Source organism: Imperialibacter sp. EC-SDR9, from assembly GCF_902498805.1.
GTDB lineage: Bacteria > Bacteroidota > Bacteroidia > Cytophagales > Cyclobacteriaceae > Imperialibacter.
Genome location: NZ_LR701574.1, coordinates 145,179 through 170,913, shown reverse-complemented (window position 1 = coordinate 170,913; position 25,735 = coordinate 145,179). Strand labels below are relative to the sequence as shown.

Below are 25,735 nucleotides of genomic sequence, written 5' to 3'. Positions count from 1 at the left end.
CAAAGAAACATTGATGTAAAAGCTCTCTTTTCCAAACTTCTCTCGCTTCAGAATCTTTGTATACGGATTATACTCGTTTGCATAATTGTCAAGTTATCAAATAGCAGTAGTCGAAACTCTCCCCTAGAGCTTCTTTAAGAGCCTCTAACTTTACCACAATCTTATTCGAAGTAATCTGAATGGAAACCTTTTTGACGAACACAGCACCAGCTTTGTGACTTCCCTCAGTTACGTTCACTAAGATCATGTGTTCTTTATCCTCAGGAACCTTTACTAACATGTAATCAAAATGCTGATCATTTGGATGCATGTCTCCATGGTGCATCATCCTTATTTTTGTTCCTCGCCAGAATTCTACATTAGAGTTAATACTTTTTAGTGGGGTAAAATTCACAGCCATAAATCATAGTTACCGAACAATCAAGCCATCAAACCACCTCAATACTTCAACACCCAAACGCCTTCTCCAAATGCACTGAATGATGAGGTGGCAGCTACGGCTTCGTCCCAGGTAGGATAATCGTCCACAGAGACACGGTGAAATAGCTTGTTGGTGCCGGAAGGGTTAATTATTTTCAAGCTGTTTCCTTCCTTGGCCAATTTATTGGCATAGTCCATGGCCAGGTCGCCATCCACGCTGCTGGACACGACAACGTAGAAACGTCCCGTAGGTGAAGCAACAGTTTCAATCGTTCCGGGTGTTTGTTTGGCGGCTAATTCATCAAGTTTTGCTCTTACCAGCGCCAATTGATCCTTAGCATATTGCTGATCCGGCAAAAGAGCGGCAGCTTCAGCGTAAAGAGAATTCGCCGTTTCCCAATTCTCTTCTGCAAATGCCACATCGGCATTTTTTATCAACTCTTCGTATTTAACTTTCTTCTGAGCCTCCTGCTCCTGTCTTTTTTTCTCCGCCTCTTCTTTGGCTATTTGTTCCAAACGAGCCTTTTCTTTTGCCTCTTGCTGAGGCTTATACATAAACAGGTAATATCCGCCCGCCAATACCACCAGTACCAGCACCAGGATAATAATGACGCTTGCGGTCTTGCTGCTTCCGTTAGAATTTTCAGCCATTGGTCAATTAACTTTAGTTGAAGGTTATACAATGATAAAGAAATTGGCATTAAATCCATTAACTGTCATACGGGAGTTTCTGCATCCATATACTTTTCTCTCCCCCAATCTCGTCTCAAGAATTGGCTATTAACTGCTCCATCATGGTGTTGCTCAGTTTCATTTGATCTTTCAAGAGAAAGGCTTGTTAGCGTTCGTCCTCCCCTTACCTGAAATAGCAAAGCCTATTTGGCTTATCCTGTATGACAAATGGTTGTAGCACTATGTCCGTTTTCCAAACACTTAAAAAATTACTAACTTGATTGGTTAGCCGGTCTTAATTATTCGGTTTCAAGTCGGTTGAAGTTGCTTCCAGCGAGTCTTTCATTGCCAAAGAATCTTAACGCCGACAACCATGAACAAGGGATTTGATAGTGCTGTTCATCAAGAAGAATCACAGTTTCGGAAGATAACTTCAAGTATTCCTGTGGCCATTTTTCAAACCAATCGGCTGGGAGAATACACCAACGTTAACGATCAATGGATGAAGTATTCAGGACTGGGTTTTGATGAAGCGCTGGGTCAGGGCTGGATACAGTCACTTCACCCCGAAGACAAGGACAGGGTGCTGGCCGAATGGCAAAAAGCGCTGTCTACAGGAACGCAGTTCAGGACGGAACTAAGATTTAGGGATAAAAATGAAAAGGTAACCTGGCTTATCGCTGAGGCTGGCGCTTTGCACGACAAAAAAAAGAACGTTAGTGGGTTTGTCGGGACGGCAATCGATATTACGCAGCATAAAAAGGTAGAGCTATTTCTCGAAGCCCAAAAGAAAACCCTTGAAATGATAGCCAACGGGGATCGTTTGGAAGAAATTCTGAAAAACGTAACGCTAAACTATGAGGCCAGCATTCCCGAGGCCTTTTGCACCATTCTACTTCTCGACAAAGAAGGCAGGCATCTGAGGCACGGCGCTGCGCCGAGTTTGCCTGCCAGGTTTATCAAGGCCATCGATGGAGAGCCGATAGGGCCGGTGGCCGGTTCTTGCGGCACGGCCGCTCATCGAAAACAACAAGTTATTGTTTCCGACATTGCTCAGGATCCTCTTTGGGTCAACTATCGTGACATTGCCCTGGCCAATGGGCTAAAGGCCTGCTGGTCGACGCCCATCCTTGACCAGACGGCTAAAGTATTGGCCACTTTTGCTATCTACTATACTGAGCCAAGGCTTCCTTTACCCGATGACCTAGCAATGATTGCCCAGATGGCAAACCACGTAAAAATTGTGCTGATCAATCACTATCGTGAGATGACATTGAAAGAAACTGAAGAGAAATACAGCGCCACCCTCGAGCGTATTACCGATGGCTTTGTCGCTCTCGACAAAAACTTCTGCTACACATTCGTAAATAAAAAAGCCGCTGTTCTTTCGAATTCAACGCTTGGAGAAATGATCGGAAAAAATATTTGGGAGTTATTCCCAGGTGTGATAGGCACTGCTTTTCACAATACGTACAATCAGTCTGTCGAAGAGCAAAAGCAAATTAGTTTTGAACAGTATTATCCTGCTTTTGACATATGGATGATTATTGATTTTTATCCTTCCTCCAATGGAATGTCAATGTACATCAAAGATATTACAGACGTTAAAAAAGGAGAATTGGTAATTAAGGAAAAAGCGAATTTCATCGAAAGTATTATCAATGCGTCCCCTGACATTATTTATGTCTATGATATTGAAGAATTAAAGAATGTGTATATCAATGATGGTATCCAAACCAATCTTGGATACAGCGATGCTGAAATAAAAGAAATGGGCAGCGGGGTAATCCCCACCCTGATGCACCCCAAGGATTTTGAGAATTATCTGCAATACACCTACCCTCAGTATGCTAAGCTTAGCGATGGAGAACTACATGTTCATGAATACCGGATGAAAGACAAAACCGGTAATTGGCACTGGCTCCGATCCAAGGAATCTATTTTTTTAAGGCAGCCTGATGGCACCCCCAAGCAAATCTTTGGTATTTCGAACGATGTGACAGAGCAAAAAAGTGCCGAAAATGCACTGCGATTAAGTGAAGAGCGCTACAAGGCTTACGTGGAGCAAGCCGCCGATCCGTTATTTGTGCACGATTATTCCGGCCGTTTCGTCGAAGTCAATCCTCAGGCGTGTTTGAGTCTGGGGTATACCAAAGAAGAACTTTTGAGCTTGAATCTATTTGACATCGAACTTGATTTTGACCTTGCCAGCGCCCAGGCAGCCGGGAGCCGATTCAAGCCCGATGAACACTTCACACTAATGGGACACCAGAAACGTAAGGATGGGACGGTTTTTCCTGTAGAAGCATCTTTCGGCTGTTTCGATCTGGATGGAGAACGGCATTTCATTGTTCAGGCACGAGATATTTCTGAGCGAATCAAAGCGCAAGAAACTAGTGTAGCGAATGAACAGCAGCTCGAGTTGATTTACAATACCAGCACAGATGCCATTTTCCTTATCGAAGTGGAGGACGGACGCTTGTTCAAGTTCACGTCGGTCAACAACGGGTTTTTAGCTACTACCGGGCTTAACGAAGAGCAAATTTTGGGCAAATATATTGATGAAGTGATTCCTGAGCCTTCCCTCTCAGTTGTGATAAGAAATTACCAGAAAGCCATTGCCGGTAAAAAACAGATTCAGTGGGAGGAAACCAGCAAATACCCAGCTGGAACCAAAACAGGCATTGTTTCAGTCAACCCTATTTTTGACGACAAGGGTAAATGCACCAAGCTTGTAGGCGTTGTGCATGACATAACAGATCGCAAAAAGGCGGAAACGAAATTGCAAGAAAGTGAAAGCTATCTGCGAACAATACTAGATAATGAGCCAGAATGCGTAAAAGTGCTGAACCGTAGAGGGGAATTGCTATCTATGAACCCTGCTGGCCTCTCGATGATAGAAGCTGATAGTGAGTTGCAGGTTTTAGGTCGCCGTATGGTGGACTTGGTCGACGAGAAATACCGATCCGGCTTTAATCAATTGAGTAAGAACGTTTTTAGAGGCCGCTCCGGTGTTTTTGAATTTGAAAGCACAGGATTGCGTGGCGGGCACCGATGGTTAGCAACACATGCTGTTCCTCTTAAGGATATACAGGGAAATATAACGTCCCTGTTGGGTGTTACCAGAGACATAACTGAGCAAAAAAGATCGGAAATACTGGTTAGAGAAAGCGAAGAGAAATATCGTAACCTGGTGGAGCGGGCCGCTGATGGAATTATCCAGATAAATGAACAAGGGAAAATCATCCTTGCCAACGGTTTCCTTTGTCGCATGCTTCAATACACAGAATCCGAGCTTCTGAAATTATCTATAGAAGACACCTATGCCCACGAGGAAAAACACCTTGTCCGGCAGAGAATGGCAGAGGTGAAAAACAAAGGCTCGATTTTGTATGAAAGGAGAATGGTCAGAAAAGATGGCACTGAAATTCCCGTTGACGTCGTCCTCGCAAAAACAGGGCAACATGGCTTCCTGGCAATCATCCGAGATATTACCGAGCGCAAGAAATCTGAAGAAGCCGTACGCCAGTCGGAAGAAAGATTTAAGGCGGCGTTTAACGCCAGCCCAGACTCTATCACAATTGCTTCCATAAAAACGGGAAAGCTTGTGGAAGTCAATGACGGATTTATCGATCTATTTGGTTTTACCCGAGAAGAGTCAATCGGGAAAAATTCGTCAGAATTGGGTGTCAGAGATCTGGTAAACCGGGAAGAGGTTGCCCAATTCTTTGCGAAACAACAGGCTATTCGGAACGTGGAGGGTATTTTTTATATCAGGGCCCGTGAAAAACGGGTTTGCTTGTCTTCCATAGTGAAGTTGCGCTGGAAGGATGAGGATTGCCTGCTATCTATCATAAGAGACGTTACCGAAATAAAGAATACAGAAATTGAATTAAAAGAAGTGAACACGAAGCTTCGGGAGCTGGCCAGGCACCTTCAAAGCATCCGTGAAGAGGAGCGAACAAACATTGCCAGGGAAATTCACGACGAGCTGGGCCAACAGCTCACAGGCCTAAGAATGGATACTTCTTGGCTTGCCAAGAAGATTGAAAACAAAGAAAAGGGTGTGGGTGAAAAAATCAACGGCATGTTGGAACTGATAGATGAAACCGTGAAATCAGTGCGCAGGATCTCTACTGATTTACGTCCTGGCATTCTCGACGACTTTGGCCTCGTAGCAGCGCTCGAGTGGCAAAGTCATGAATTTGAAAAAAGATCCGGCATAGTTTCGGTGTTCCGATCAAGTGAAGTGGATTTGCAACTTGACAATGTCACCGTTACCGCTTTGTTTAGAGTTTATCAGGAATCACTGACCAACGTGGCGAGGCATTCAGGTGCGAGCAAAGTAGAATCTGAGTTGACCGTCAATGATGGCGAATTGATGCTGACAATCAGCGATAATGGCAAAGGGTTCAGCAAGCTGGAAATAAGTAAAAACCGAACACTCGGGCTCGTTGGCATGAGGGAGCGTGTGCTAATGATCGGCGGGAAGATCGAGATCGACAACCTGCCAGGCCAGGGAGTGAGGGTTCAGGTGACAGTACCACTTAAAACTGCGATATGACACATTTTTTAGTTTTGAATAATTTCCTTTTGGCGTGTTCCAATATTTGAATCGATGATTAGGATTCTGATTGCCGACGATCATTCAATGATACGCAGGGGCTTGAGAGAGATTCTCCTGGACGAATTTGGCGACGCCTCGATTACCGAAGCCAGCACAGGTACAGAGCTATTGAAGCTTGCGCAAAGCAGAGAATGGGATATATTAATAAGCGATATTTCGATGCCAGGGCAAAACGGCCTGGATATACTGAAACAATTAAAAGAGCAGTTCCCTAACAAACCTATACTGATCCTGAGCATGCATCCCGAAGATCAATATGCGATCAGGGCGTTACGAGCGGGCGCTGCGGGCTACCTTACCAAGGAAAGCGCCTCTAATGAGTTGGTTGCTGCGGTGCGAAAGGTACTGGCAGGCAAAAGGTATATCAGCGCTACTGTGGCCGAAAAACTAGCTGAAACGCTCGATAAAGATGCAGAAAAAGCCTTGCATGAAACCCTCTCCGACCGTGAATTTGCTGTGATGAAACTACTCGCTTCAGGAAGTTCAGTGTCTGAAGTCGCCAACACCCTCTCCCTTAGTGTCACCACCATTAGTACCTTCCGGGCCCGGATTTTGAAAAAGATGGGACTAAAAAGTAATGCCGACCTCACGCAATACGCTATCCACAATCAATTGATTTGACACTGGCTATTCCGGGGTAAACACAGGCTGAATAAACCGCATGGGAAATGATGACCTCAATTCATTCAGCCTAACTGCGGGCCCCAATTCACTTATCCTCTTGTAGAGGAAACTACTACACATTTTAATTTTTTGGTTTACACCAAATAGATAATAGCGTCTATTTACTGGAACTAAGGTCTTTTGTTCCTTTGACTAACCAAAATAATCAACCATTCAAATTCGATTCAATGAAAAAGGAAACACTGCGTTTGCTAATTGTTGATGACTCAGTTTTAGTTGTTGAGCGAATCAAAAATTTGTTGAGCGGTGTTGAAGGCATTTCGATTTTGGGCTATCCAGAATCGGCGAAGAAGGCACTTCAGTTAGTAAAAGATGCGAATCCTGACGTGATCCTGTTGGACATAAATCTGCCCGATGAAAGCGGTATCGACTTCTTAAAAATGATTAAAAAGAAGTTTCCAAAGATCTCCGTAATCATGCTAACTAACTTTTCGGGAGATCACTACAGGGAAGTATGCAAAAAGCACGGTGCCGACTATTTCTTCGACAAGTCTTTCGAATTTGAAGGAATAATACCAGCGTTAGCTGAATTAATGAAAAGAACAATTTTCTAATGGAATTGAAAGATGACGTCCTCAAGAAATACAAGATTTAGATTGTTCGCTAAAGTAGCAACGCTCTTTACAATTTTGCTCTCTGGCTTAGCACTGCTCGGTTGGTGGATAGATGTAGCAGAGCTAAGAAGTATTCCTGCAGAATTGACTTTTATGAAGTCCAATACTGCGCTCTCTTTTTTTGTGACTGGTATGTTGTTTCTCTATCTGTTGGTCGGCAAAGACTCAGCCAGAAGAAATATCATTGTGATGGCTGGAAGTGGGGTCATATTCCTGATTGCATTACTCACTCTGTGGGAGCATATATTCAATAGTAACCTTGGTATCGACAGTCTTTATTTAATAAAGAACGACCCATCTCCAGAGGCTGCATCCGACCGAATGTCGTTCATGGTAGCCTGTGGCTTGATGTTACTTTCTACGAGCATATTTTTCTACCAGCAAGGCATTAGTAAAAAGCACCTCCTTTCGGATTACCTGTTATTAGTTGTTCTTCTGGTATCACTCATACCCCTCCTGGCGTACTTGTTCGATATTCAAAACCTCAACACCCTGACGCAATTCACGCAGGTACCCATCAAAACTGCGATAATTTTTGCTACACTGTCATCGGCTATGCTACTCGCCAAGACTAACTATGGCATTATATCGGTATTCACACGAAACTCCAATGTTAGCAAAATATTCTTCAGGCAAATTGTTGCCATCACGGTTCTGGCACTATTGGTTGCGTTGCTTCGGCTGGAAAGTGAGGAGATTGCGACCCTACATGGTGAATTTGGGGTATTCCTTTTTGCTTTCGTTTTTATTTGTTGCACCCTTATTATTCTCCTTTCGGGTGCCCAGGCCTTGGTCAAGGCAGAATTGCTTCAGAAGAAATTAACCGAAGACTCACAGGAAAGCCTAAAGCTTTTTCACGGTTTCCTCGAGTCTGCACCTGATGGAATGCTGGGAGTAAACGAGAGTGGAAAGATTGTTTTTGTGAACAAAATGGCCGAGCATCTCTTTGGATATTCACCAGGGCAATTGTTGGAATCACCGATTGGAGAAATAATTCCCGAAGCGAGCAATACGTCCGACGAGTTTCAAAATATTTTTTCGAAGGGTTCCTTGTTGCCCCCCACAGGCGAATTGATCGGTCCTCTACATGCGAAAACCAAATCAGGAAGGTTAATAGCCGTCGAAGTTGGGTCAAGTCGGATGACAACAACTGATAAGGGGGTTATTGTGATTGCCAGCTTTAGAGATGTATCCAGACGCATGATGTTGGAGGAGGCTTTGAGGCACAGTGAGGAACATTTGCGCATCACTCTGGCCAGCATTGGTGAAGGGGTAATCAGCACAGATGCAATTGGAAAAATCGTTTTTATGAACCCGTTGGCACAGCGGCTTACGGGTTGGACAGACAAGGAAGCAATAGGAAAACAACTTGAAGAAGTATACGTGATCAAGGATGAAAGCAGCGGAACGCCGCTCGACAGCCCCCTTAGAAAAATAATAGAACTGGGCGAAGCGCTGGAATTAGAAAACCACACAATTCTTACCACCCGTGACCACCGGGAACTCATTATCAGCAATAACGGGGCGCCAATCCGTGATACAACGTCCAATATTACCGGCGCAGTGTTGATTTTTCGTGACACCACCGAAAAGTCCCTGGCGAACAGGGCTATAAAAAGATGGCAGGAGAGATTTAATACCATTTTCTTCAACAACCCGGCTTCGATGGTCATCTCAAGAATGAGAGATGGACAATTCATAGAAGTGAACAAAAGCTTTGAATCGCTGGTGGGTTACAGCCGCCTGGAGCTTATTGGCAAAACCTCCGTTGGGCTGGATATGGTAGTAGCTAACGAACGTGAAGAGATAGTGACCAAGCTGAAGTCTACGGGGAGATTAAAAAACGAGAAACTTACCCTTAGGGCAAAGGATGGAACACTAAGGCCGGTTATGTTTACAATGGAACAGCTAGAGCTGGACGGTGAGCCCTGCCTATTAACTACCTCGATTGACATTTCGGATTGGAATGAAGCAGAAAGGCGGTACCAAACAATATTTGAAAAATCGCACGAGGGAATTTATCGAAGCGATGCTGAAGGTCGCTTCCTTATTGTCAATCCTTCCATGGCGAGAATTTTTGGTTACAGTTCGCAAGAAGAAATGATTGGCTCTATTGAGAACATTGCAAGTCAAATCTATTTCGATCCAAGTGAAAGAAAACTGCTGACCAGAAAGTTGATCAAAGACAGGCAGGTGGCAGGGTTTGAGATGAGAGCTCTAAAGAAAAATAAGGAGTTGATTTGGGTGAAGGGAAACGTCCACAGGGTTGATGATGCAAATGGAAAGGCGAAGTATTTCGAAGGAACGCTGGAAGATGTTACCGACCGGAAAATTGCAGAGAAGAAATTCAAAATTCAGTTCGAAGAGTTGCAGAAAGTGAATAAAGAGCTTGATCGGTTCGTGTATAGGGCATCCCATGATTTGAGGGCACCGCTTGCTTCAATTCTGGGGATACTCAATCTGTGCGAACTGGAAAAGCTTTCATCTACAAACCGAAGCTATCTACACTTGATGCGAAGCAGCATTGGAAGATTGGACGGGTTTATCATGGACATTCTCAGCTATTCTCGTAACAGTCGGCTGGAAGTTAAATTTGAGGAAATCAATTTTCCAGAACTACTGACGGACGCCCAGGCCAACCTCAAATTTATGACAGGCAGCGGTAGTTTGTACGTGGAAATGGTAGTCGACGGGAAAATTGCCTTTTTTTCAGACAAGATTCGTTGTAGAATCATAATGGAGAATATGCTTTCGAATTCGATCAAATACCAGGATTTACACAAGCCGTTTAACAGGCTTTTGATAAAGATCCTAACAACGGAAACGAATATGCGAATTAGTTTTTCCGATAACGGAATAGGTATTTATCAACAACATCTTCCAAAAATATTTGACATGTTTTACCGGGCCACCGACACTGCATCGGGGTCTGGCCTCGGCCTTTATATTGTAAGGGAATGTGTAGAGAAACTGGGAGGTACTGTCACGGTAGAATCCGAGCCCGCTTTGTTTACAAAATTTGAAATAGAACTTCCAAATGGAAGGCCTTGAGATGCTAAACCGGGAAGCCAAACTCATTATCACATGGTGATTGATGATAAATGGGCTTGATATAATATCTGTTGCAATACTATCGTATTGGCATGCCGATCCCGTCTACCCACCACCGGCGGTCAAAGGCTCCATCAGGGGTTTGTTTGGCTCCTCATAAAACAAGATAGGTGCCTTTAGTTTTTTAATCGCTGCCTCCAGGTGGGTGAAGTTCGACTGTGGGATGTGTACCGGTATTCTGTAAAGCCTGCGATCGTTTTTCTCGAAAGGGCATTTCACCTTCGATTGATACAAATAAGGGATCAGGGTGGTGTTGCAGTTGAGCGCCAGTCGGTCGACGGTATAGGTCTCCAAAAGCTTCGTCAGAGTCAAATTGATCTTTTCAAAAAACTCAATTGTTTCAGCCAATCTCACCCTCGAACCAGCCCGGGATTTCCCTTTCTTTTTCAGGTACTTGATCTGGCTGAATCCTTGCTTTTTGCGGGTCATGTAGGCCCCAAACGAGGTATGATACACGTTCTCCACACCCTGCATCATGCTGATGGTGGCATAGCCCGACTCCACACTTACGTACAACACCTGTGCCTGGTCGGTAATGATAGTCAGGTACTCGTTCAGCGAAAAATGAAGTGGCAGTCGGATGCTTCCTAATGGGTTCAGGTCAGCATCTTTCAATACGATAGTGTGTTTTTTGAAATGATACTCGTGTGCCGGAAAATGCTGCTTGACCAGCTTGCAAAGCTGCCTGATGGGTAAGTGGTAAAGGTTGGCACTTAGCTGACTCATCGCTTGAGAAAGTAAATGATAATCATCTTAATATCAATGAGATATATTACGCTTGTTCGACCCTTGACATTGTTTACAATCACCTGACAGTCACATGAATGCATTTCGTCTGACTCTCAAGCAGCACATAACACTTGCCTTCCTCCTGCAGCTTGATCAATTCACGCAACAATAGATTTCTCAGGCGGTAGGAATACACCGGCGTGCTATTTCCCCTCTCAAAAAAGCGTGTTTGGGCAATGTCAAATGTTCGTCCATAGTAGTGCGATGAATTATTAGCCGTAGCGTTGAGGTTGTTTTTCCGCAGCGACTTTTGATCTTCAATCGTTCGTAATACTGATGTGACCGAAAACCGATAATCTGTCATTTCTAGTTCCCCGAGTCGGTCGCAAAACCTTTCCCCAATAAGAGTTAGGAATTCTTCAGCAGGCGGCTGCAGGTAAGCCAGTGAATTGGTTAGGTGGGGAATTTCATAGTACTTGTTATCGGTTATTTCGACAAGTTTGTAGCGGCTACTAAACGCTTTGGCGTCTGCTTTGTGCTCAGCTTTTGATACCAAAGGCTTTGCCAGTCCTTTAGCTTTGGCTACCTCAAGATGGTAATCGTTAACGTAACGGTGTACTGCCCTATTTTCTTCTTTTGAAAGCACCGCAACGGGCACCATGTCTTCGGTTTTGCCTTTTGCTGTTGGACTTAGCGCTTCGAACAGCATAAACAAAGCCCCCGTTACCACTCCCGTGGCTATGAGGACTTTACGAGTGCTATATCTGCTTCCCTTTTGATTGGTGTCAAGGTTCCCCGGGGGAAGCCGTGGAAAATTCCCATGTCTATTCATGTGCAAAGCATGATTTCTACTGCGAAGTGAACACTTTATGCCGACTTTTCAGCGAAAGGGAGAATATTTAAATCTCACCGGGATACTATTGAGGTTGGTGTGAAACGATCATTCGAAACTTTTCGATTCGAAGTCTTTACACATTCCTATTCTGATTGTCAAAGGAGCAAACTAACAATAAACCTCATGGACAATTTTCTTATTATCAATTTACAGGCAGTGATCGGTACAATAGGTATCATACTTGGCTTCAAATGGTGGATCCAACCACGGGTGTCGAAGCTTCCCCTCCAGGAGGCACTTTTGCCTTTCGTGTTTCTCAATGTATTCCGTTACCTGGGCTTGTCCTTTATGGCCAGGGAGCAATTTTACGGAGGATTCCCAAGCGACTTTCTGACCACTGTTGGGCTTTGGGACTTATCCACTGCTGTTGTGGCCATCATTGCGGCGATCGCCTTAAAAAACAAGTGGAGTTTTGCCATTCCGCTGGTATGGATCTTTAATGTCATCGGTTTTACCGACTTGATAACTGCCTTCCCTCAGTTCTTTGGCTTAAAACTTTACGACCACGACTTAGGTTTCATCTGGTTGATGTTTGTCACCTACGGGTTAACCACTTTCTTAAGCCACGTCTACATTTTCGTCCGCCTTATCAAAGCACTTAGAAACAAATAAAGGCCCTATCCATATGAAAAAGATACTCCCCTATATCGCCATTATTGGCGTGGCCGCCTTTCTCGGCAACATGATCAATATCGGTTTGAGCTACGCCGTTCGCTGGCAGTCGCTAGAACCTGTCGCATTTATGGAATCCTTCAAAGTCGATTTCCCCCTTTTATTAGGTCCTACAGCAGCTACATTGTTGCCTGCATTTATTGCCACTGTCTTTTTGGCGTTTTTCGATAAAGAAAACCAACAGGCCAGACGGTATTGGCGCTATGCATTTGTCGCTTTGTTGTTAATCAATATCCAAACCGCCGCTTATCACCTACCAATGAACCTTGACTTTATGGACTTAAAATATAGTGCAGCGGTAGCCACAAGTAAGCTCCAGGGATGGGTGTTTTTTCATTGGGTACGGGTGGGTGTCGCCATAGTGGCCGCCATATTTAGCATAAAAGCTTTTAAACAGTCTCTACTAAGCGCAGCCGACTGAGAGAATGTTTAAGAGATTGAAACATATGATTAATTAATCAGTTAAGAGGAATCTCATAACTCCAATAATATGAACCCATTATCCAACACCTATTCTTCCGATGCGTCCGACAAAGCGCTAATTGAGCAAACGCTGACAGGGAGCAAGAAAGCGTTGAATCAGCTCATCGAGCGGCACCAGCCCTACATTTACAATATTGCATGGAAAATGGTGGGCAACCCTGCCGATGCGGCCGACCTTAGTCAGGAGGTGTTGATCAAGATCGTTTCAAATTTGGGAAAGTTTGGGCACCAAAGCTCCTTCCGCACCTGGGCCTACCGTATCGTCGTAAATCACTTCCTGAACGACAAGAAGAAGCTGAACTCGAAGCTGCCCGGTTCCTTTGAGGAAATGGCGATCGGCCTGGAAATGGCCCCCGACGTGGAGCTAAGCCAGGAAGAAAAGGAGGAGAAGAAAGAAGCCATCCGAGAAGTGCGCCTCACCTGCCTGTCGGGCATGCTGCTCTGTCTCACCAAAGAACAGCGGATGATTTATCTCATTGGGGAAGTATTTGACGCTGACCATAATGTTGGCTCCGAGCTAATGGAGATGTCCAAGCCCAACTATCGGATGAAGCTCAGTAAGGCCCGGAAAGACCTGCACCAGTTCATGCAGCATAAGTGTGGGTTAGTCAATAAGACCAATCCCTGCCGGTGCCATAAAAAAGTAACCGTTTCTTTGGAAAGTGGTCTGATAGATGCTAGAAATTTGCTCTACAACCAGAAAGAATACTCCACTTTCCGGGAGCAATTAGGATCCGATGCCAGCTACCTTGTAGATGAAGCAGAAATGAAATACGCTGAGCTCCATCGTGACCATAGCTTCAAGACGATCTTTGAGAAGAAGAACTTCCTGATGGATATACTGGATGATGCAAACTGGAAAAGTCGGTTGAATTTGAATTGAAAGTTAAATGAGATCCCGAGGCGATGAAGTTAGTGTAATGAACTTCACCTGACGAATTTGAGTTGATAAAAGCTACGAAACCCGTAAGCTGTCGTCTCACCGTTCTTTTCCCTTAAAGGTGCTAAAAAAACATTTCAATTAGTGACTTCACTCTTCTATAATGGCCTTCACTCTACCGACTTCTCCCGTTTCCAATCGTACTTTGATACCATGAGGATGATGCGATGAGCTGGTCAATATTTGGGCCACATGGCCCCGTGTGAGTTCACCTGAGCGCTGATGATGCTTTTGTACGATGTCGACTTCCGTACCTATCTGGATCTGACTGCGTTGAGTTCCTTCAATCATGGTTTTAAATCTAAACGAAACTTCTGTCAAATCGTAGCACGATCCCTAACTCACTACCACCTTGTTGTGAGTGATACCTTCATAAAAATGATGAATATCAAACATCTGCTGAGCACCAAGCTTTTGACCGGCCTGGCTGAAGAGGTATAAACCTACTGCAAGCGCTGCTAGCACAGGAATGCCCCACAAAACCGAGGCATCTTTACCCAAACTCCAAAGACTGCCTCCCCACATGCCCAGAAAAAGCATCAAGATGCCAATGGCCACATAGCCGAAAAAGAAAAAAGCCCATATAGTCGGATTGGGCCCGTATAAGCCTCTTACAGTCACATCGTTGCCCTCCTGGTCAAATGACAGATGCAATTGTGGCGACCAAATATGCCGTTCGTCGGGGTTAATCTTGATGTACAGATGATCCGGAAAATTTGTGAAAGTGAACTGCTTGTTCTGTTCCAAGGCGGCACAAATAGCACTTTCCAGCTCGTCTTTTTGGACGGCTTCAACACGGTGTTTGAATCGGGGTCTTATCCTAAAACTTGACATAAAGGAAAGTTAAGAGGTAATCCCAATGTCCGCAATGACTTCCGTTAGTTAAATATTCGTCTAAACTTCATCGATAAACAACCGCAAAAGGCTGCGGAATTAAATAACACTGCTTCGACAACCGTCAAAGGTCCTTGATACAAATCTCACCCCACTTTCGACTCCGAATACAAATCATAGGCCGCTATCAATGATTCATTGCTGCTGGCCCCAGGGTATCTTTTATAATCGAGAATTTTCTCTCTCTCAGCCGTATACACAGGCAGGTATTTTGAATCCAGCTCGTCCCAAATGATCAGCATATAGGTGTAGCTGAGTTTGCTGTTTCGGCCTGCTTCCAGCCAGTCATTAAAAACCTGTTCGTCAAGTGTTGTGGGGAAACCTGAGCCGTGGAACATAGAGAAAGGAGAATGATTTGTGTGAATTTTCACGCAAGTTAAGGAGCCACCCTGGTTCACCAAAATAGCCCCTTTTTTTAAGCCCGTAAATTACACTGCCTGAAGCTTTTCCCACGGCCCGGTGATCGCCACCGTGTCCCCGTTTTCCTGCACATTCACAAAAAGTGTCTTCCCTGACGGTGAGAAAACAGCCCCGGCCAGCTCCGATTTAGAGCTTCGGTTGACAGCAAACAAGCGCAGCTCCCCTTCTTTGTTGATGAAGTGCATGCGGTTGAGCTCACCGTTGTCTTCACAAACCAAAACTTCTCCCCAGGGAGCAATGGTCACATTGTCGCACATGTGTAGCACCGTTTTGTCTTCTGATTCAGCGAACAATACTAGCTGCTCTTTTTCAATGTCATATCGAAATATTTGCCCGAAATTTTTGGGGCCACCATTGGTGCAGGCGAAGTAGATTTGGCCGTCGGCATGCCACATGCCCTCTCCCCGTGCAAAGCAGGCTGCTCCTGCTTCAAATCCCCTGATTCTCAGGTCGTCAAGTGGAGAATCGACCTCGTCCACATCCTGCCATACCACAGGATAGCCTACCCCCTGCTCTACGCCACGCTCCTTCCAGTTTCTGGTGTCCAGTTTGGGGCGGTTGTCTATGGCCAACGCCTGAAGCTTTCCGCCCTGATGCAGGTCTTCGGGGTTTTCAGGAACAAAACGGTAGATGAGGCTGTCAGATGCATCTTCAGTCTGGTAAATGATGCCTGTTTGCGGGTCTACAGCTACGGCCTCGTGATTGAAGCGCCCCATGGCTTTAATAGGTCGTGGTTCAATCAGCCCGGGAGCATCAGCAGGTACATCAAACACATAGCCATGGTCTTTTTCGATATTTTCGCCATCCGCTTTGGTTGTGTCTTCCTCACAGGTAAGCCAGCTGTTCCATGGTGTGACTCCCCCTGCACAGTTGCGATAGGTTCCCGCCAGACTCATGAACTCTTCTACTACCTCCCCTTTTTCTTCATCGTACACTAACGTGGTGGTGCCGCCCAGCCCCGGGAGCTCGCCTTTCCCCGCATCATACAGTTTGGATATATCGACCAACCCAAGCAACTCCCCTTCCAACCCAAAAGGGCTGTTTTCCAGTGGTGCTGGGCTATTCTCGTGATTACGGATAATGACAACTTTGCCATCAGCTCGTGCAAATGCGCCCATGCCATCTGCTCTGCCGGGAACCCGCAGGCCGTCGCTCATTGTGTTGCCCGCTTTAGAAATGATTTTGTAGGAGAAGCCTTCCGGCAAATCCAGGTATTTTTCCGGGTCGGATTTTAACGGCAGAACGTTTGATTCGGCGGTGTCCCGACCCTTTTGCACGCATCTGGACAATGACAGGAAACCAAGAGATACTACAGAGGTTTGGTAAAGGAAAGTGCGGCGTTTCACTGGCTTAAGAGTTTAGTTATTGGTTATAAAGTTAATAGGATTTGTTCACGAAGGGTATTTAAACATTCGTATTATGGCAGATCGCATGCTGATGACTTTGTCAATACAGGATTGCATCGCTGATAGCTGCCATTACCAAAAACAATCTCAAAATCTTTATTGGGACTGAGAGACTTGAGGTAGTAGTCGGTGGTAATTACCTGGGCTCCCGACCGCATGGCGGCTTCAAACCTGGTTTTGTCTCCCAGCCGTGCCTCTCTGGCGTCGGCATCGGAACGGGTGCGAACCATAAACCCCTGTTTTACCAGCCCGGCGATTTCTTTTTCCTGCTTTACGGGGTCGTTCATGATAAAAAATGCCGCATGCGAATTGTCGCTTTCAGTATTCGCAAACATTGGCCTGGCATAGGCCTCGTCGTTTTGCTGGTACACATCCGTTAGCTCCTTCCCCGCATCGAACACAAAGAGGATTTTGCCTCTGGCAGCCGACAGGTCCGGCCAGCCCTTGTCTACCACCGCATCCCGCAGTGTGGCTTGCTTTCCTCTCACCAGCTTCGGGGTGATCAGCTCTCTTCGTTCAAAAACCTCCCATATCTCCCGGTCCAATGCGTCTAGCACCCGCTTGTCGAAAGGAATCACTTTGGCAAAGCCAGGCCGGTCGAGCCCATCGCTTTTGGGGTTAATGGTAATGATGATCGGCAAATGATTGTTATGTGCCTTCGACCAGGTGAGAACATCAGAAAGGCAACCTTTGAAAGTGGCACAGTGGCTCCTGAAATCAATGTCCGGCACATGCAGTACCTTGAAACCAGGCTCCCTCATTGGCTCCGCATCATAAGGCTGTGCGTTTACTCCAGCAGTTGTGAGCATTTCCAATCCTTTTGGATTTGAAAACCGGCCACCCTCCGGATCAAATAACACATCTATTTCCAGACTTCTCAGGCCCAAATCCAATTGATCGGTCATCGGGATATGGGTGTAGGCCAACCCAATGGCCTCGGGGCGATCGGTCAGGATCATGTCCATCAGAGGCTGTTCAATCCCGATTTTGTAGCTGTTGTGACTGCCAATCACCTGGGTCTGATTCATTTTGAGTCCCTGACCGTTCACAGCAGTGAAGCAGACGCTGGTCAATATCGCTACAAAAAGATGCTTGTCTCTGGTTTTCATATAGTGGGAATGAGTTACAAAAGGTCGAAAGCTTTGGCCTTCGACCTTTTGTAGTATGCTCTTTAATTAGTTAGTAGTCAATTAGTATCCTTCATTTTGCACCAGGAATCCCTTTTCACTGGACGCACCGTCGATGGCTCTCTGTGGAATAGGGAATAATCTTTTGCGCACATCTGCATCATCTTTGCCTGTCCAGCTGTCCTCGTACTTACCGAAGCGTATCTGATAATTTCTTCTCAGACCTTCCCAGTAGAGCTCAAATCCAGTTTCACGGAATAATATTTCTGTATCAATAGAAGTCAATGCTGCCGGCGTTTGCTCAGGACGGGCAGTCCTGGAAGTTCTGAGGGTATTGACATCAGCCAAAGCTCCTGCATTGTCGCCTTTTCTCAATTTTGCTTCCGCACGCATCAAGTATATTTCGCCCAAACGAATCAAAACGATGTCTACGCTACTGTAAGAGCAGCAGTTGGGAGCAGTGTGGCTAAACTGGTATTTTGAAAACCTGTATCCGGTGTTGTGCAAACTACCCTGCTCAGTGAAATCAACATTGAGATTATGATCCACATATCGGATATTGGCACCACTTGTCCTTCTATTGATGACGGGATAAATCCTTACCGAACCATCATCACAAGTCATGATTTGACCCGTGGCATCTTTTCGGGGACCCCAGATAATACCACGAAGTATTCCCCTGTCAATTTCAAAATCCTGAGCTGGCACACAGTAGTAATGGTCTGCATCATTTTCGGGCGTCACACCGGAAAGGTCTGCCAGTTCATCTGGAATCATGGTGTTTTTCATATAAAAACGGGCATCGGCGTCAGCAGGGTCTACGCTGCCGTATGCATCCACCCAGTGCTGGTAAAAGTCAGGGGTGGCAGCCACGGCATCCGTTCCTCTGGTGCTTGGAAATTCAGGTCTTGGCACCTGATCACCAGATATTGGCCAATAGGCCCAGCGGCCATGCTCAGTAGCCAGTACGCCTCTTTGGTCCAGGGCAAAAATAAGCTCAGACTTGGTGTGGTTATCGTCGCTGAATAAATCGAAGTATTCAGCTGACAAGGAATGAGAACCAGCAATGATGCTGTTGGTGTATTGAATCACCTTGTCCATGTCTTCACTTCGGAAGTCGGGAGTACCGTAAGGATCGCGATAAACCGCAGCGTTCAGATACAAGCGAGCCAACAAGGCGCTGGCGGCGTCTTTGTTCAGCCGCCCGGCTCCAGCGTCATTGTTCATGACGTCCACTACCGACAAAAGCTTGCCTTCAATATAGTCGATGGCTTCCTGTCCTCTCAGGAGTACTGATACCCCGGAAGAACTCTCCTTCTTGAAAACCAACCCCCAGTTGTCTAGTGCCAGCATATTGAGGTATGCATGCATGGCAATCATTTCATAAAGCGGCCCTTGCGCATCTGCATTTCCTTTTTCTACTTCTTCCCTCAGCCTTTCCTCGGCCACAACGGCTCTCGAAAGCGTCAGGGTAATATATGTCCAGGAATCTGCCACCAGTGAGTTGCCGGGAGTCATCAAATGCTGGTGAACGGCGATGAATTTGCCGCCATCAAACCAGTCGGTACCACCACGGTATGGCAAGATGGCTTCGTCGGAAGCAACTTCCTGAAGCCCGAAGTTGACGGTATGTAGCCAAACCTGACGAAGAAGGCCATATACTGGTGCAATGGATCCGCTAATGACTTCTGCCTCGCCTGTTCCAGTCAGCGACTCGTCCAAAATGTCTTCTTCGAGATCGGTACAACCAACGAATGTGAGTAGCACTACAATGATCGGCAGTACTTTACTAAATCTTATATTTAAAAAGTTCATATGATTTCTATTTTCTAAAGTAATACTAAGAGAACTGAGTGTTTTCCTTTTAGAACGTGGCATTGACGCTTATCAAAAACGTTCTTGCCTTTGGATAAGTGAAACGATCTATTCCAAAGGTTTGAATACCACCTGTAGTTGATCCTGTGTTGATTTCAGGGTCAAATCCAGAGTAATCTGTGATCACGAACAGGTTTTGACCGGTTACCGATACACGGATGTTCTGGAACGCACCTCCCAAGCCGATCTTGTCTGAAGTCAGGTTGTAGCCAAGTGTAGCATTGTTCAGTCTCATGAAGGAACCATTCTCCAAATACCGTGTAGATACAGTGTTGGCATTTGAAATTGCCTCGTTAGGGTATTGAATTACAAAGTCAGTGGCATTGTTCGACTTGGTCAGTTGCGCCTTGGTAAACAGCGTCATGGCAGTGTGGTTGTATATTTTGCTGCCGGCAATTCCGTTAAAGTTGAAGCCCAGATCGAAACTGTTATACCTGAAATTCAGGTGATAGGCATACAGCAGTTTTGGAATAGCACTGCCCACAACGGTGCGGTCATTGTCCAATATAGCGCCATCTCCGTTAACGTCTCTAAACATGTTGAGTCCATCGGCCCCAATGCCGTCAAATTGGAACATGTAGAAAGATCCTATCGGCTCATCGTTGATATAACCATTAATGGTTGCACCAGTTTGTCCAGAACCCTGAGCGGCACCAGTGGTCAATACAGCGTAAGGAGAGTCTTTTACCGTGTTCTGGATGGATGTCAGGTTACCTCCGATGTTGTAGGAGAAGCCGCCTTGTCCTTTGCCATTGTATTCCAATGCCAGCTCGATACCATTGTTCTGGATCTTCATGTCCTGGATATTAGTCCAGTAGGTGGACGTTGGCTGCACGGGGTCAGCAGGCGTAACTTCCAGCAAAATATTGGACGACTCTTTATTGAAATAATCCAGGCTACCGGTGATCTGATTGTCAAAGATGCCAAAGTCAACGCCGACGTTCAGCTGGGTAGATACTTCCCACTGCAGATCTGGGTTTGCCAGGCGAGTGAAAACAATTCCGTAAGGATAGCTGTCAATTGAATTGCCATCAGGGTCCAGCGGGTACGTGCTAAGGCTTTCAGCGCCTGTTATCAACCTGTCTTCCGAATAGCTTGCCTTGGTGATCTTAGAAGGGATTTCCTGGTTACCGGTTTGTCCCCAGCTTGTACGCAACTTCAGGTTATAGAAAAATGAATTGTCCATGAAGTCCTCATTGCTGATGTTCCAGCCCAGGGCAACAGACGGGAAATACCCATACTTGTTGTTCACTCCAAACTTTGAAGACCCGTCAGCACGAAGCGTGGCAGTAAACAAATATTTTTCGTCAAAAGTATAATTAACCCTTCCGAAGAATGACTGCAACTCGTTTCTAATGGCAGACGACCCTACAGAAGTGGGATATTCAGCTGTGCTGGTTTGATCCTGGTATTTTGGTTCGATATTATTATTGGCAAACCCACGGTAGTCGAATGTCCTGTTCTCTAACAGGAATTCCTGGTAAGAGTGACCACCAAGTACGGTAAGATTGTGTACATCCTTGATCCAGTTGTAGGTGATCGTGTTTTCGACCAGACTATTGGTATTGTTACCTATAAGTGTGGACAGTGATCCGTCTGAAATATTCGACTCATTGATCACATCAGGAAAAGGCTCATACTGAGCATCCCTGGTGGTGGCAGAGTAGTCAACCCCAAGATTCAACTTATAAACAAAGCCATCAAACAGTTCAATTGACGGGGAAATACTCGCCAGGATGCGGTTGTTAACAGCCAGGTCACTGTAGATGTCATATCTGGTGAGTGGGTTCAAAGCATTTGTTGTCAACAATGTAGGCTCACCATCGGTATAGGCCGGAATGGTTGGGTTCAGGCTAATCATGTCTGCAATGGTAGATGTAATGCTCGGGCGCAGGTTTTCTGTGTGCGACGCAGTAAGATTATAGTCTACCTTCAGCCTTCCATTGAGTGCCTTTTGGTTCATATTCAGTTTCCCGGAATAACGTTCCAGGTTGCTATTCTTCAAAATACCTTCCTGATCCTGAACACCAACTGAAGCGTAGTACGAGAACTTCTCAGAAGCGGCCCCGCCAACGGAAAGGTCGAATTGCTTCGACAGGGCGGTTTGGGTCAATTCATCCTGCCAATCAGTATTTCCACCGAAGTCTTCCAGCGTTCCACCTTCACCCGTCACATTCTGCCCAAACTCGTCGGCACTAAACACATCAATTTTCTTAGACATCTTAGACCAGGCAGTAGAAGCTGAAAAGTTCATTTCTGTTTTTCCAGCCTTTCCTTTTTTGGTAGTGATAACTACCACGCCATTTGACGCTCTGGAACCATATACAGCGGTGGCACTGGCATCTTTCAAGACATCGATGCTTTCAATGTCGTTGGGATTAAGGAAGTTGAGGGGGTTGGTATCAAAACCTTGAGAGCTGTTATCAAGCAGGAAACCATCCACCACGTAAAGCGGTTGCGTTCCAGACCGCAAGCTGCCAATTCCCCGGATGATCACATTCTGTGCAGCACCAGGTTCACCACTGGCAGTTGTTATGTTTACACCAGCAACTTTCCCCTGAAGCAATTCCCCTGGGTTAGTTACAACTCCACGGTTAAAATTTTCACTCTTCAAGGAACCAATGGCTCCGGTTATGTCGGATCTTTTCTGCGTACCGTAACCTACCACGACCAGCTCGGCCAATGTTTCAGAGCTCCCGGCAAGTGATACCGAAATCTCCGACTGACCACCAACCGTAACTTCCTTTGTTTCAGCGCCAACGAAGCTAAATACCAGGACGGCGTTGGCCGACGATACATTTAGTCGGTAGTTGCCATTTACGTCACTCACAGTTCCGTTGATGGTGCCTTTTTCCAGAATGTTCACTCCGGGCATTGCAGCACCTTCTTCGTCGGTAACCGTTCCGGATACTATTATTCCAGCCTGGTACATGCTGTTTTTTGCCAACAACTCTTGTGATGGCAGGCTGCCCAAAAACAACAAACCTGCTATCATTGAGGACTTAAAGCCCAATGTTAGCAGGCGGCGCCCCGTGTGGAGCATCTGGTACAAATTTTTCATAGAAACACTTTTAAATATTATGGATTACTAAATTTTCCTCCGGCCTTGTTCAGCCGAAATAAAATTCAAAATAAAGGGAGATCGGAAAGACGAAATGAAACTCTCTGTTAAGCTTAGGTTAGTGAGTTACTAAGGTTTTGGACGTTACTTAATGTAGATTTCACCTATGGCCCAAATCGCACTTCAATTTGCTGACCACCCACTTTTTGGCCGCCTTGGCTGAAGACACATTAAGGCCTGAAAAACAAAATGTTATTGTAAGTCATAAGCCTTAATGCTTTAACTAAAAAAGCCGACCCGATTTGAATAGCACTTAACGGTTGCTTAACCTATGAACAATAGGATCAACGATGTGCATCACCACCAACCGCCCTTCATCCTATAGAGCAAGCCATAACCTGAGTCCTTTCAATTTCAGTAGCGATGAAATAGATTGAAAATATCAATCAATCCAAAACCATCTGACATGACTCAAAATGCTTTACTATTAATGAAACGCTTTCTGGGAGCAGTCCTTCTGGCAGCATTTTTAATCCCCTCCTATGCTCAATCACAGGACATTCCCACGCCGGAACAGTTTTTCGGCTTTCAAATGGGTGCTGATCGAAAGCTGGCACACTGGAGCGATCTGGTGAAATATTATAACCAGCTAGGCGAAGCCAGTCCACGCATGAAGGTGGTGAACATGGGAAAAACGACCCTGGGCAATCCATTCCTGGCCTTGTACATCTCATCGCCAGAAAACCTGGCGAAACTGGATGAGTACAAGGCGATGAATGCCAAACTCAGTGACCCAAGAGGCGTGCCGCAAAGCGAAATCGACCAGATCATTGTCAACGGAAAGGCTGTAGTGGTGCAGTCGTTCGGGCTTCACTCCAGCGAGGTGGCAGCTTCGCAAACGGCGGCAGAGTTTACCTATGACATGCTCACCCGCACCGACACAGAAATGATGACAATCCTTGATAATGTGATCTCTATCGTCATTCCCTGCTTCAATCCTGACGGTGAAATCATGATCACCGAATGGTATAGAAAGTATGTGGGCACAGAATACGAGGGTAACAGTATGCCCTACCTCTACCACCACTACATCGGCCACGACAACAACCGGGATGCCTACATGCAAAACACCATTGAATCTGTGTACGGTGCAGACATTATTTTCAGACAATGGATGCCGCAAGCTTATGTAGATCATCATCAGATGGGTGCTTACGGTGCCAGGATTTATGTGCCACCCTATGCTGAACCTATTCGCCCGGATGGTGATCCACTGGTATGGAGGGAAATGTCGTGGTATGGGGCACACATTGCTTACAAAGAAGAAGAGAACAACAAGTCGGGTGTGGTGAATGCGGCGATTTACTCCGGCTGGGGCCATTTTGGGTTTCACTGGATCACACCTTTCCACAATATCGCAGGCATGCTGACAGAATCGGCCAGCGCCAGGTTGGCCACACCGCTTTATGTACATCCTGATCAGCTCGAAGGCAGCATTCATGGCATGCCGAAGTACGAGGCCCAGACCTCCTTCCCTAACCCATGGCCAGGCGGATGGTGGCGGGTGCGTGACATTGTGGAGCAGCAAAAGATTGCCGCACTGGCCATTGCGGACATTGCAGGTCGCAACAGAGAAACCGTATTGAAAAATGCCTACCTGAAAGCTTCCAGACAAACGCAACGTGGTGCCGAAGGTGAAGTAAAAGCCTACATCATTCCGGCGGAGCAGCACGATGCACTCACGGCCAACAAGCTGGTAAATGTGCTACTGGGTCAGGGTGTGGAAGTAAAGAGAATTGACTCGCAGTTGATTCACGAGGGTAAAGTGTATGGCGCCGGTTCTTACGTGGTCAGCATGGCACAGCCCAAGCAAGGCGTGGTTCGCTGGTTGCTGGGCCGTACGCTCTACCCTGACAACGAGTACACCCGTGACCGCAACAACGACCCCATCAGACCCTACGATATGTCGACAGACAACGTAGCCGAATATATGGGTGTGCGGGTTGATCCGGTGGGCACTCCTTTAACTGGTAACTACCCCAGGGTAACGGAAAAGGTGGTGCCTAAAGGCACGGTGTATAAAGGAAGCAAGGGCTACGTGTTGTCGGGCGCTAACAACGATAGTTTTACAGCGCTTAACTTGCTGTGGGACAATAAAGTAAAAGTAAGCAGGGTGGCCAAAGCAGGCAGCGGGGTTCAACCTGGCGACTTCGTGGTGGCTTCAGTGTCTGCCGATGTGGCCGAAAAAATCGCTACGGAAACCGGCGTGGACTTTAAGCCGCTGGAAGCAGATGTGGCTGCCATTACCCAGCCGATGACACGCCAGCGTATTGCACTATTTCAGCGCTATATGGGTGGTAACATGGATGAAGGCTGGACGAGGCTACTGCTGGAGAATTTCAAATTTCCTTATACCACTTTGATGGACAAGGAAATCCTGGCCGGCGAGCTTAACAAGAAATATGATGTGATTGTGTTGCCCGACGATGGCCTGGGTGCCATGACAGGTGAAGGTGGCGGTGGCCGCAACCGTGCTGAAGACTTTCCGCCCGAATACAGAAGTGGTTTTGGGCAAAAAGGCGTGGATGCACTCAAGGCCTTTGTTGAAACCGGAGGAACACTGGTAACGTTTGGTAGTGCCGGTGACTTGCCTATCGAAAAATTCAAGCTACCGATTCGCAATGTGGTAAAAGACGTAGCCAGTCAGGAGTTTTGGTCGCCGGGCTCTACCCTTCGAATGAACTTCGACAATTCGAATCCACTGGCCTACGGCATGCCTGACTCAGGTCATGGATTGTTTGTTGGCAACAACGATGTGTATGAGGTAGTGCGCTCCGACGTAGGGCATACGATAGACCGCATCATCACTTACCCAAAAAGGGACATTTTGCAAAGTGGCTGGTTGCTTGGCGAGGATGTTATTGCTGAAAAGGCAGCGATGGTGTCCGTCGGCTTGGGCCAGGGAAAAGTAGTGATGATCGGCTTCCGTCCTCAGCTTAGAGTACAGACTCATGGGACATTTAAACTAGTGTTTAACTCATTGGTTTTAAGTAAGTAATAGCACTTAAATTAAAGTGAAAATTTGAGACGTAAGGCAATGGCTTT

At 46.1% G+C, this 25,735-nt stretch carries 18 protein-coding genes; 8 read left to right on the top strand and 10 right to left on the bottom strand.

Annotated features, from left to right (window positions below):
* Positions 1 to 438: 438 nt before the first annotated feature.
* Positions 439 to 1,071, bottom strand: a complete 633-nt coding sequence (locus tag GC130_RS02110) for a hypothetical protein (RefSeq protein ID WP_151996599.1) — start codon at positions 1,069 to 1,071, stop codon at positions 439 to 441.
* Between the two features lie 394 nt (positions 1,072 to 1,465).
* Here GC130_RS02110 and GC130_RS02105 point away from each other — a divergent pair, with 394 nt between their 5' ends.
* The 4 genes from GC130_RS02105 (at position 1,466) to GC130_RS02090 (ending at position 10,068) form a co-directional block, all read left to right on the top strand.
* Positions 1,466 to 5,656 (top strand): PAS domain S-box protein, encoded by a 4,191-nt coding sequence (locus tag GC130_RS02105; RefSeq protein WP_151996598.1) that lies wholly within the window; start codon positions 1,466 to 1,468, stop codon positions 5,654 to 5,656.
* Between the two features lie 54 nt (positions 5,657 to 5,710).
* Entirely contained in the window at positions 5,711 to 6,340 is a 630-nt protein-coding gene (locus tag GC130_RS02100; RefSeq protein ID WP_151996597.1) for a response regulator transcription factor, read from the top strand.
* A 230-nt stretch (positions 6,341 to 6,570) separates the two neighbouring features.
* The gene (locus GC130_RS02095; RefSeq protein ID WP_151996596.1) at positions 6,571 to 6,957 is read left to right on the top strand and encodes a response regulator transcription factor; all 387 of its coding nucleotides are present in this window, start codon (positions 6,571 to 6,573) and stop codon (positions 6,955 to 6,957) included.
* Between the two features lie 153 nt (positions 6,958 to 7,110).
* A complete protein-coding gene (locus GC130_RS02090; protein ID WP_193217735.1) occupies positions 7,111 to 10,068 on the top strand; it encodes a PAS domain S-box protein in 2,958 nt (985 codons plus the stop codon).
* Between the two features lie 105 nt (positions 10,069 to 10,173).
* Here GC130_RS02090 and GC130_RS02085 read toward each other — a convergent pair whose 3' ends face one another.
* Together GC130_RS02085 and GC130_RS02080 are read right to left on the bottom strand one after the other, a co-directional pair.
* Positions 10,174 to 10,854, bottom strand: coding sequence for a hypothetical protein (locus GC130_RS02085; protein WP_151996594.1), 681 nt, complete (start codon positions 10,852 to 10,854; stop codon positions 10,174 to 10,176).
* Between the two features lie 79 nt (positions 10,855 to 10,933).
* Entirely contained in the window at positions 10,934 to 11,689 is a 756-nt protein-coding gene (locus GC130_RS02080; RefSeq protein WP_151996593.1) for a DUF5715 family protein, read from the bottom strand.
* 186 nt (positions 11,690 to 11,875) lie between these two features.
* On the opposite strand from GC130_RS02080, the gene GC130_RS02075 reads away from it, so the two are divergent.
* From GC130_RS02075 to GC130_RS02065, 3 genes are all read left to right on the top strand, one after another.
* Entirely contained in the window at positions 11,876 to 12,364 is a 489-nt protein-coding gene (locus tag GC130_RS02075) for a hypothetical protein (protein WP_151996592.1), read from the top strand.
* A 13-nt stretch (positions 12,365 to 12,377) separates the two neighbouring features.
* Entirely contained in the window at positions 12,378 to 12,845 is a 468-nt protein-coding gene (locus GC130_RS02070; protein WP_151996591.1) for an anthrone oxygenase family protein, read from the top strand.
* Between the two features lie 69 nt (positions 12,846 to 12,914).
* On the top strand, positions 12,915 to 13,790 hold the full coding sequence (locus GC130_RS02065) for an RNA polymerase sigma factor (protein ID WP_151996590.1): 876 nt from the start codon (positions 12,915 to 12,917) through the stop codon (positions 13,788 to 13,790).
* 147 nt (positions 13,791 to 13,937) lie between these two features.
* On the opposite strand, the gene GC130_RS02060 is transcribed toward GC130_RS02065, so the two are convergent.
* The 7 genes from GC130_RS02060 to GC130_RS02030 all read right to left on the bottom strand — a co-directional run bounded on the left by GC130_RS02060 (position 13,938) and on the right by GC130_RS02030 (position 22,630).
* On the bottom strand, positions 13,938 to 14,135 hold the full coding sequence (locus GC130_RS02060; protein WP_151996757.1) for a YwbE family protein: 198 nt from the start codon (positions 14,133 to 14,135) through the stop codon (positions 13,938 to 13,940).
* Between the two features lie 48 nt (positions 14,136 to 14,183).
* Positions 14,184 to 14,681, bottom strand: a complete 498-nt coding sequence (locus GC130_RS02055; protein ID WP_151996589.1) for a hypothetical protein — start codon at positions 14,679 to 14,681, stop codon at positions 14,184 to 14,186.
* 146 nt (positions 14,682 to 14,827) lie between these two features.
* Positions 14,828 to 15,079, bottom strand: coding sequence for a hypothetical protein (locus GC130_RS02050; RefSeq protein ID WP_151996756.1), 252 nt, complete (start codon positions 15,077 to 15,079; stop codon positions 14,828 to 14,830).
* A 90-nt stretch (positions 15,080 to 15,169) separates the two neighbouring features.
* Positions 15,170 to 16,507, bottom strand: coding sequence for an alkaline phosphatase PhoX (locus GC130_RS02045; RefSeq protein WP_151996588.1), 1,338 nt, complete (start codon positions 16,505 to 16,507; stop codon positions 15,170 to 15,172).
* A 71-nt stretch (positions 16,508 to 16,578) separates the two neighbouring features.
* Positions 16,579 to 17,676: a phosphatidylinositol-specific phospholipase C1-like protein gene (locus GC130_RS02040; RefSeq protein ID WP_151996587.1), complete on the bottom strand. Its 1,098-nt coding sequence runs from the start codon at positions 17,674 to 17,676 to the stop codon at positions 16,579 to 16,581.
* A gap of 81 nt (positions 17,677 to 17,757) precedes the next feature.
* Positions 17,758 to 19,509: a RagB/SusD family nutrient uptake outer membrane protein gene (locus GC130_RS02035; protein WP_151996586.1), complete on the bottom strand. Its 1,752-nt coding sequence runs from the start codon at positions 19,507 to 19,509 to the stop codon at positions 17,758 to 17,760.
* Positions 19,510 to 19,558: 49 nt separating this feature from the next.
* A complete protein-coding gene (locus tag GC130_RS02030; RefSeq protein WP_226940365.1) occupies positions 19,559 to 22,630 on the bottom strand; it encodes a TonB-dependent receptor in 3,072 nt (1,023 codons plus the stop codon).
* A 490-nt stretch (positions 22,631 to 23,120) separates the two neighbouring features.
* Here GC130_RS02030 and GC130_RS02025 point away from each other — a divergent pair, with 490 nt between their 5' ends.
* Entirely contained in the window at positions 23,121 to 25,688 is a 2,568-nt protein-coding gene (locus GC130_RS02025) for a M14 metallopeptidase family protein (RefSeq protein WP_193217734.1), read from the top strand.
* The last annotated feature ends 47 nt before the right edge of the window (positions 25,689 to 25,735 follow it).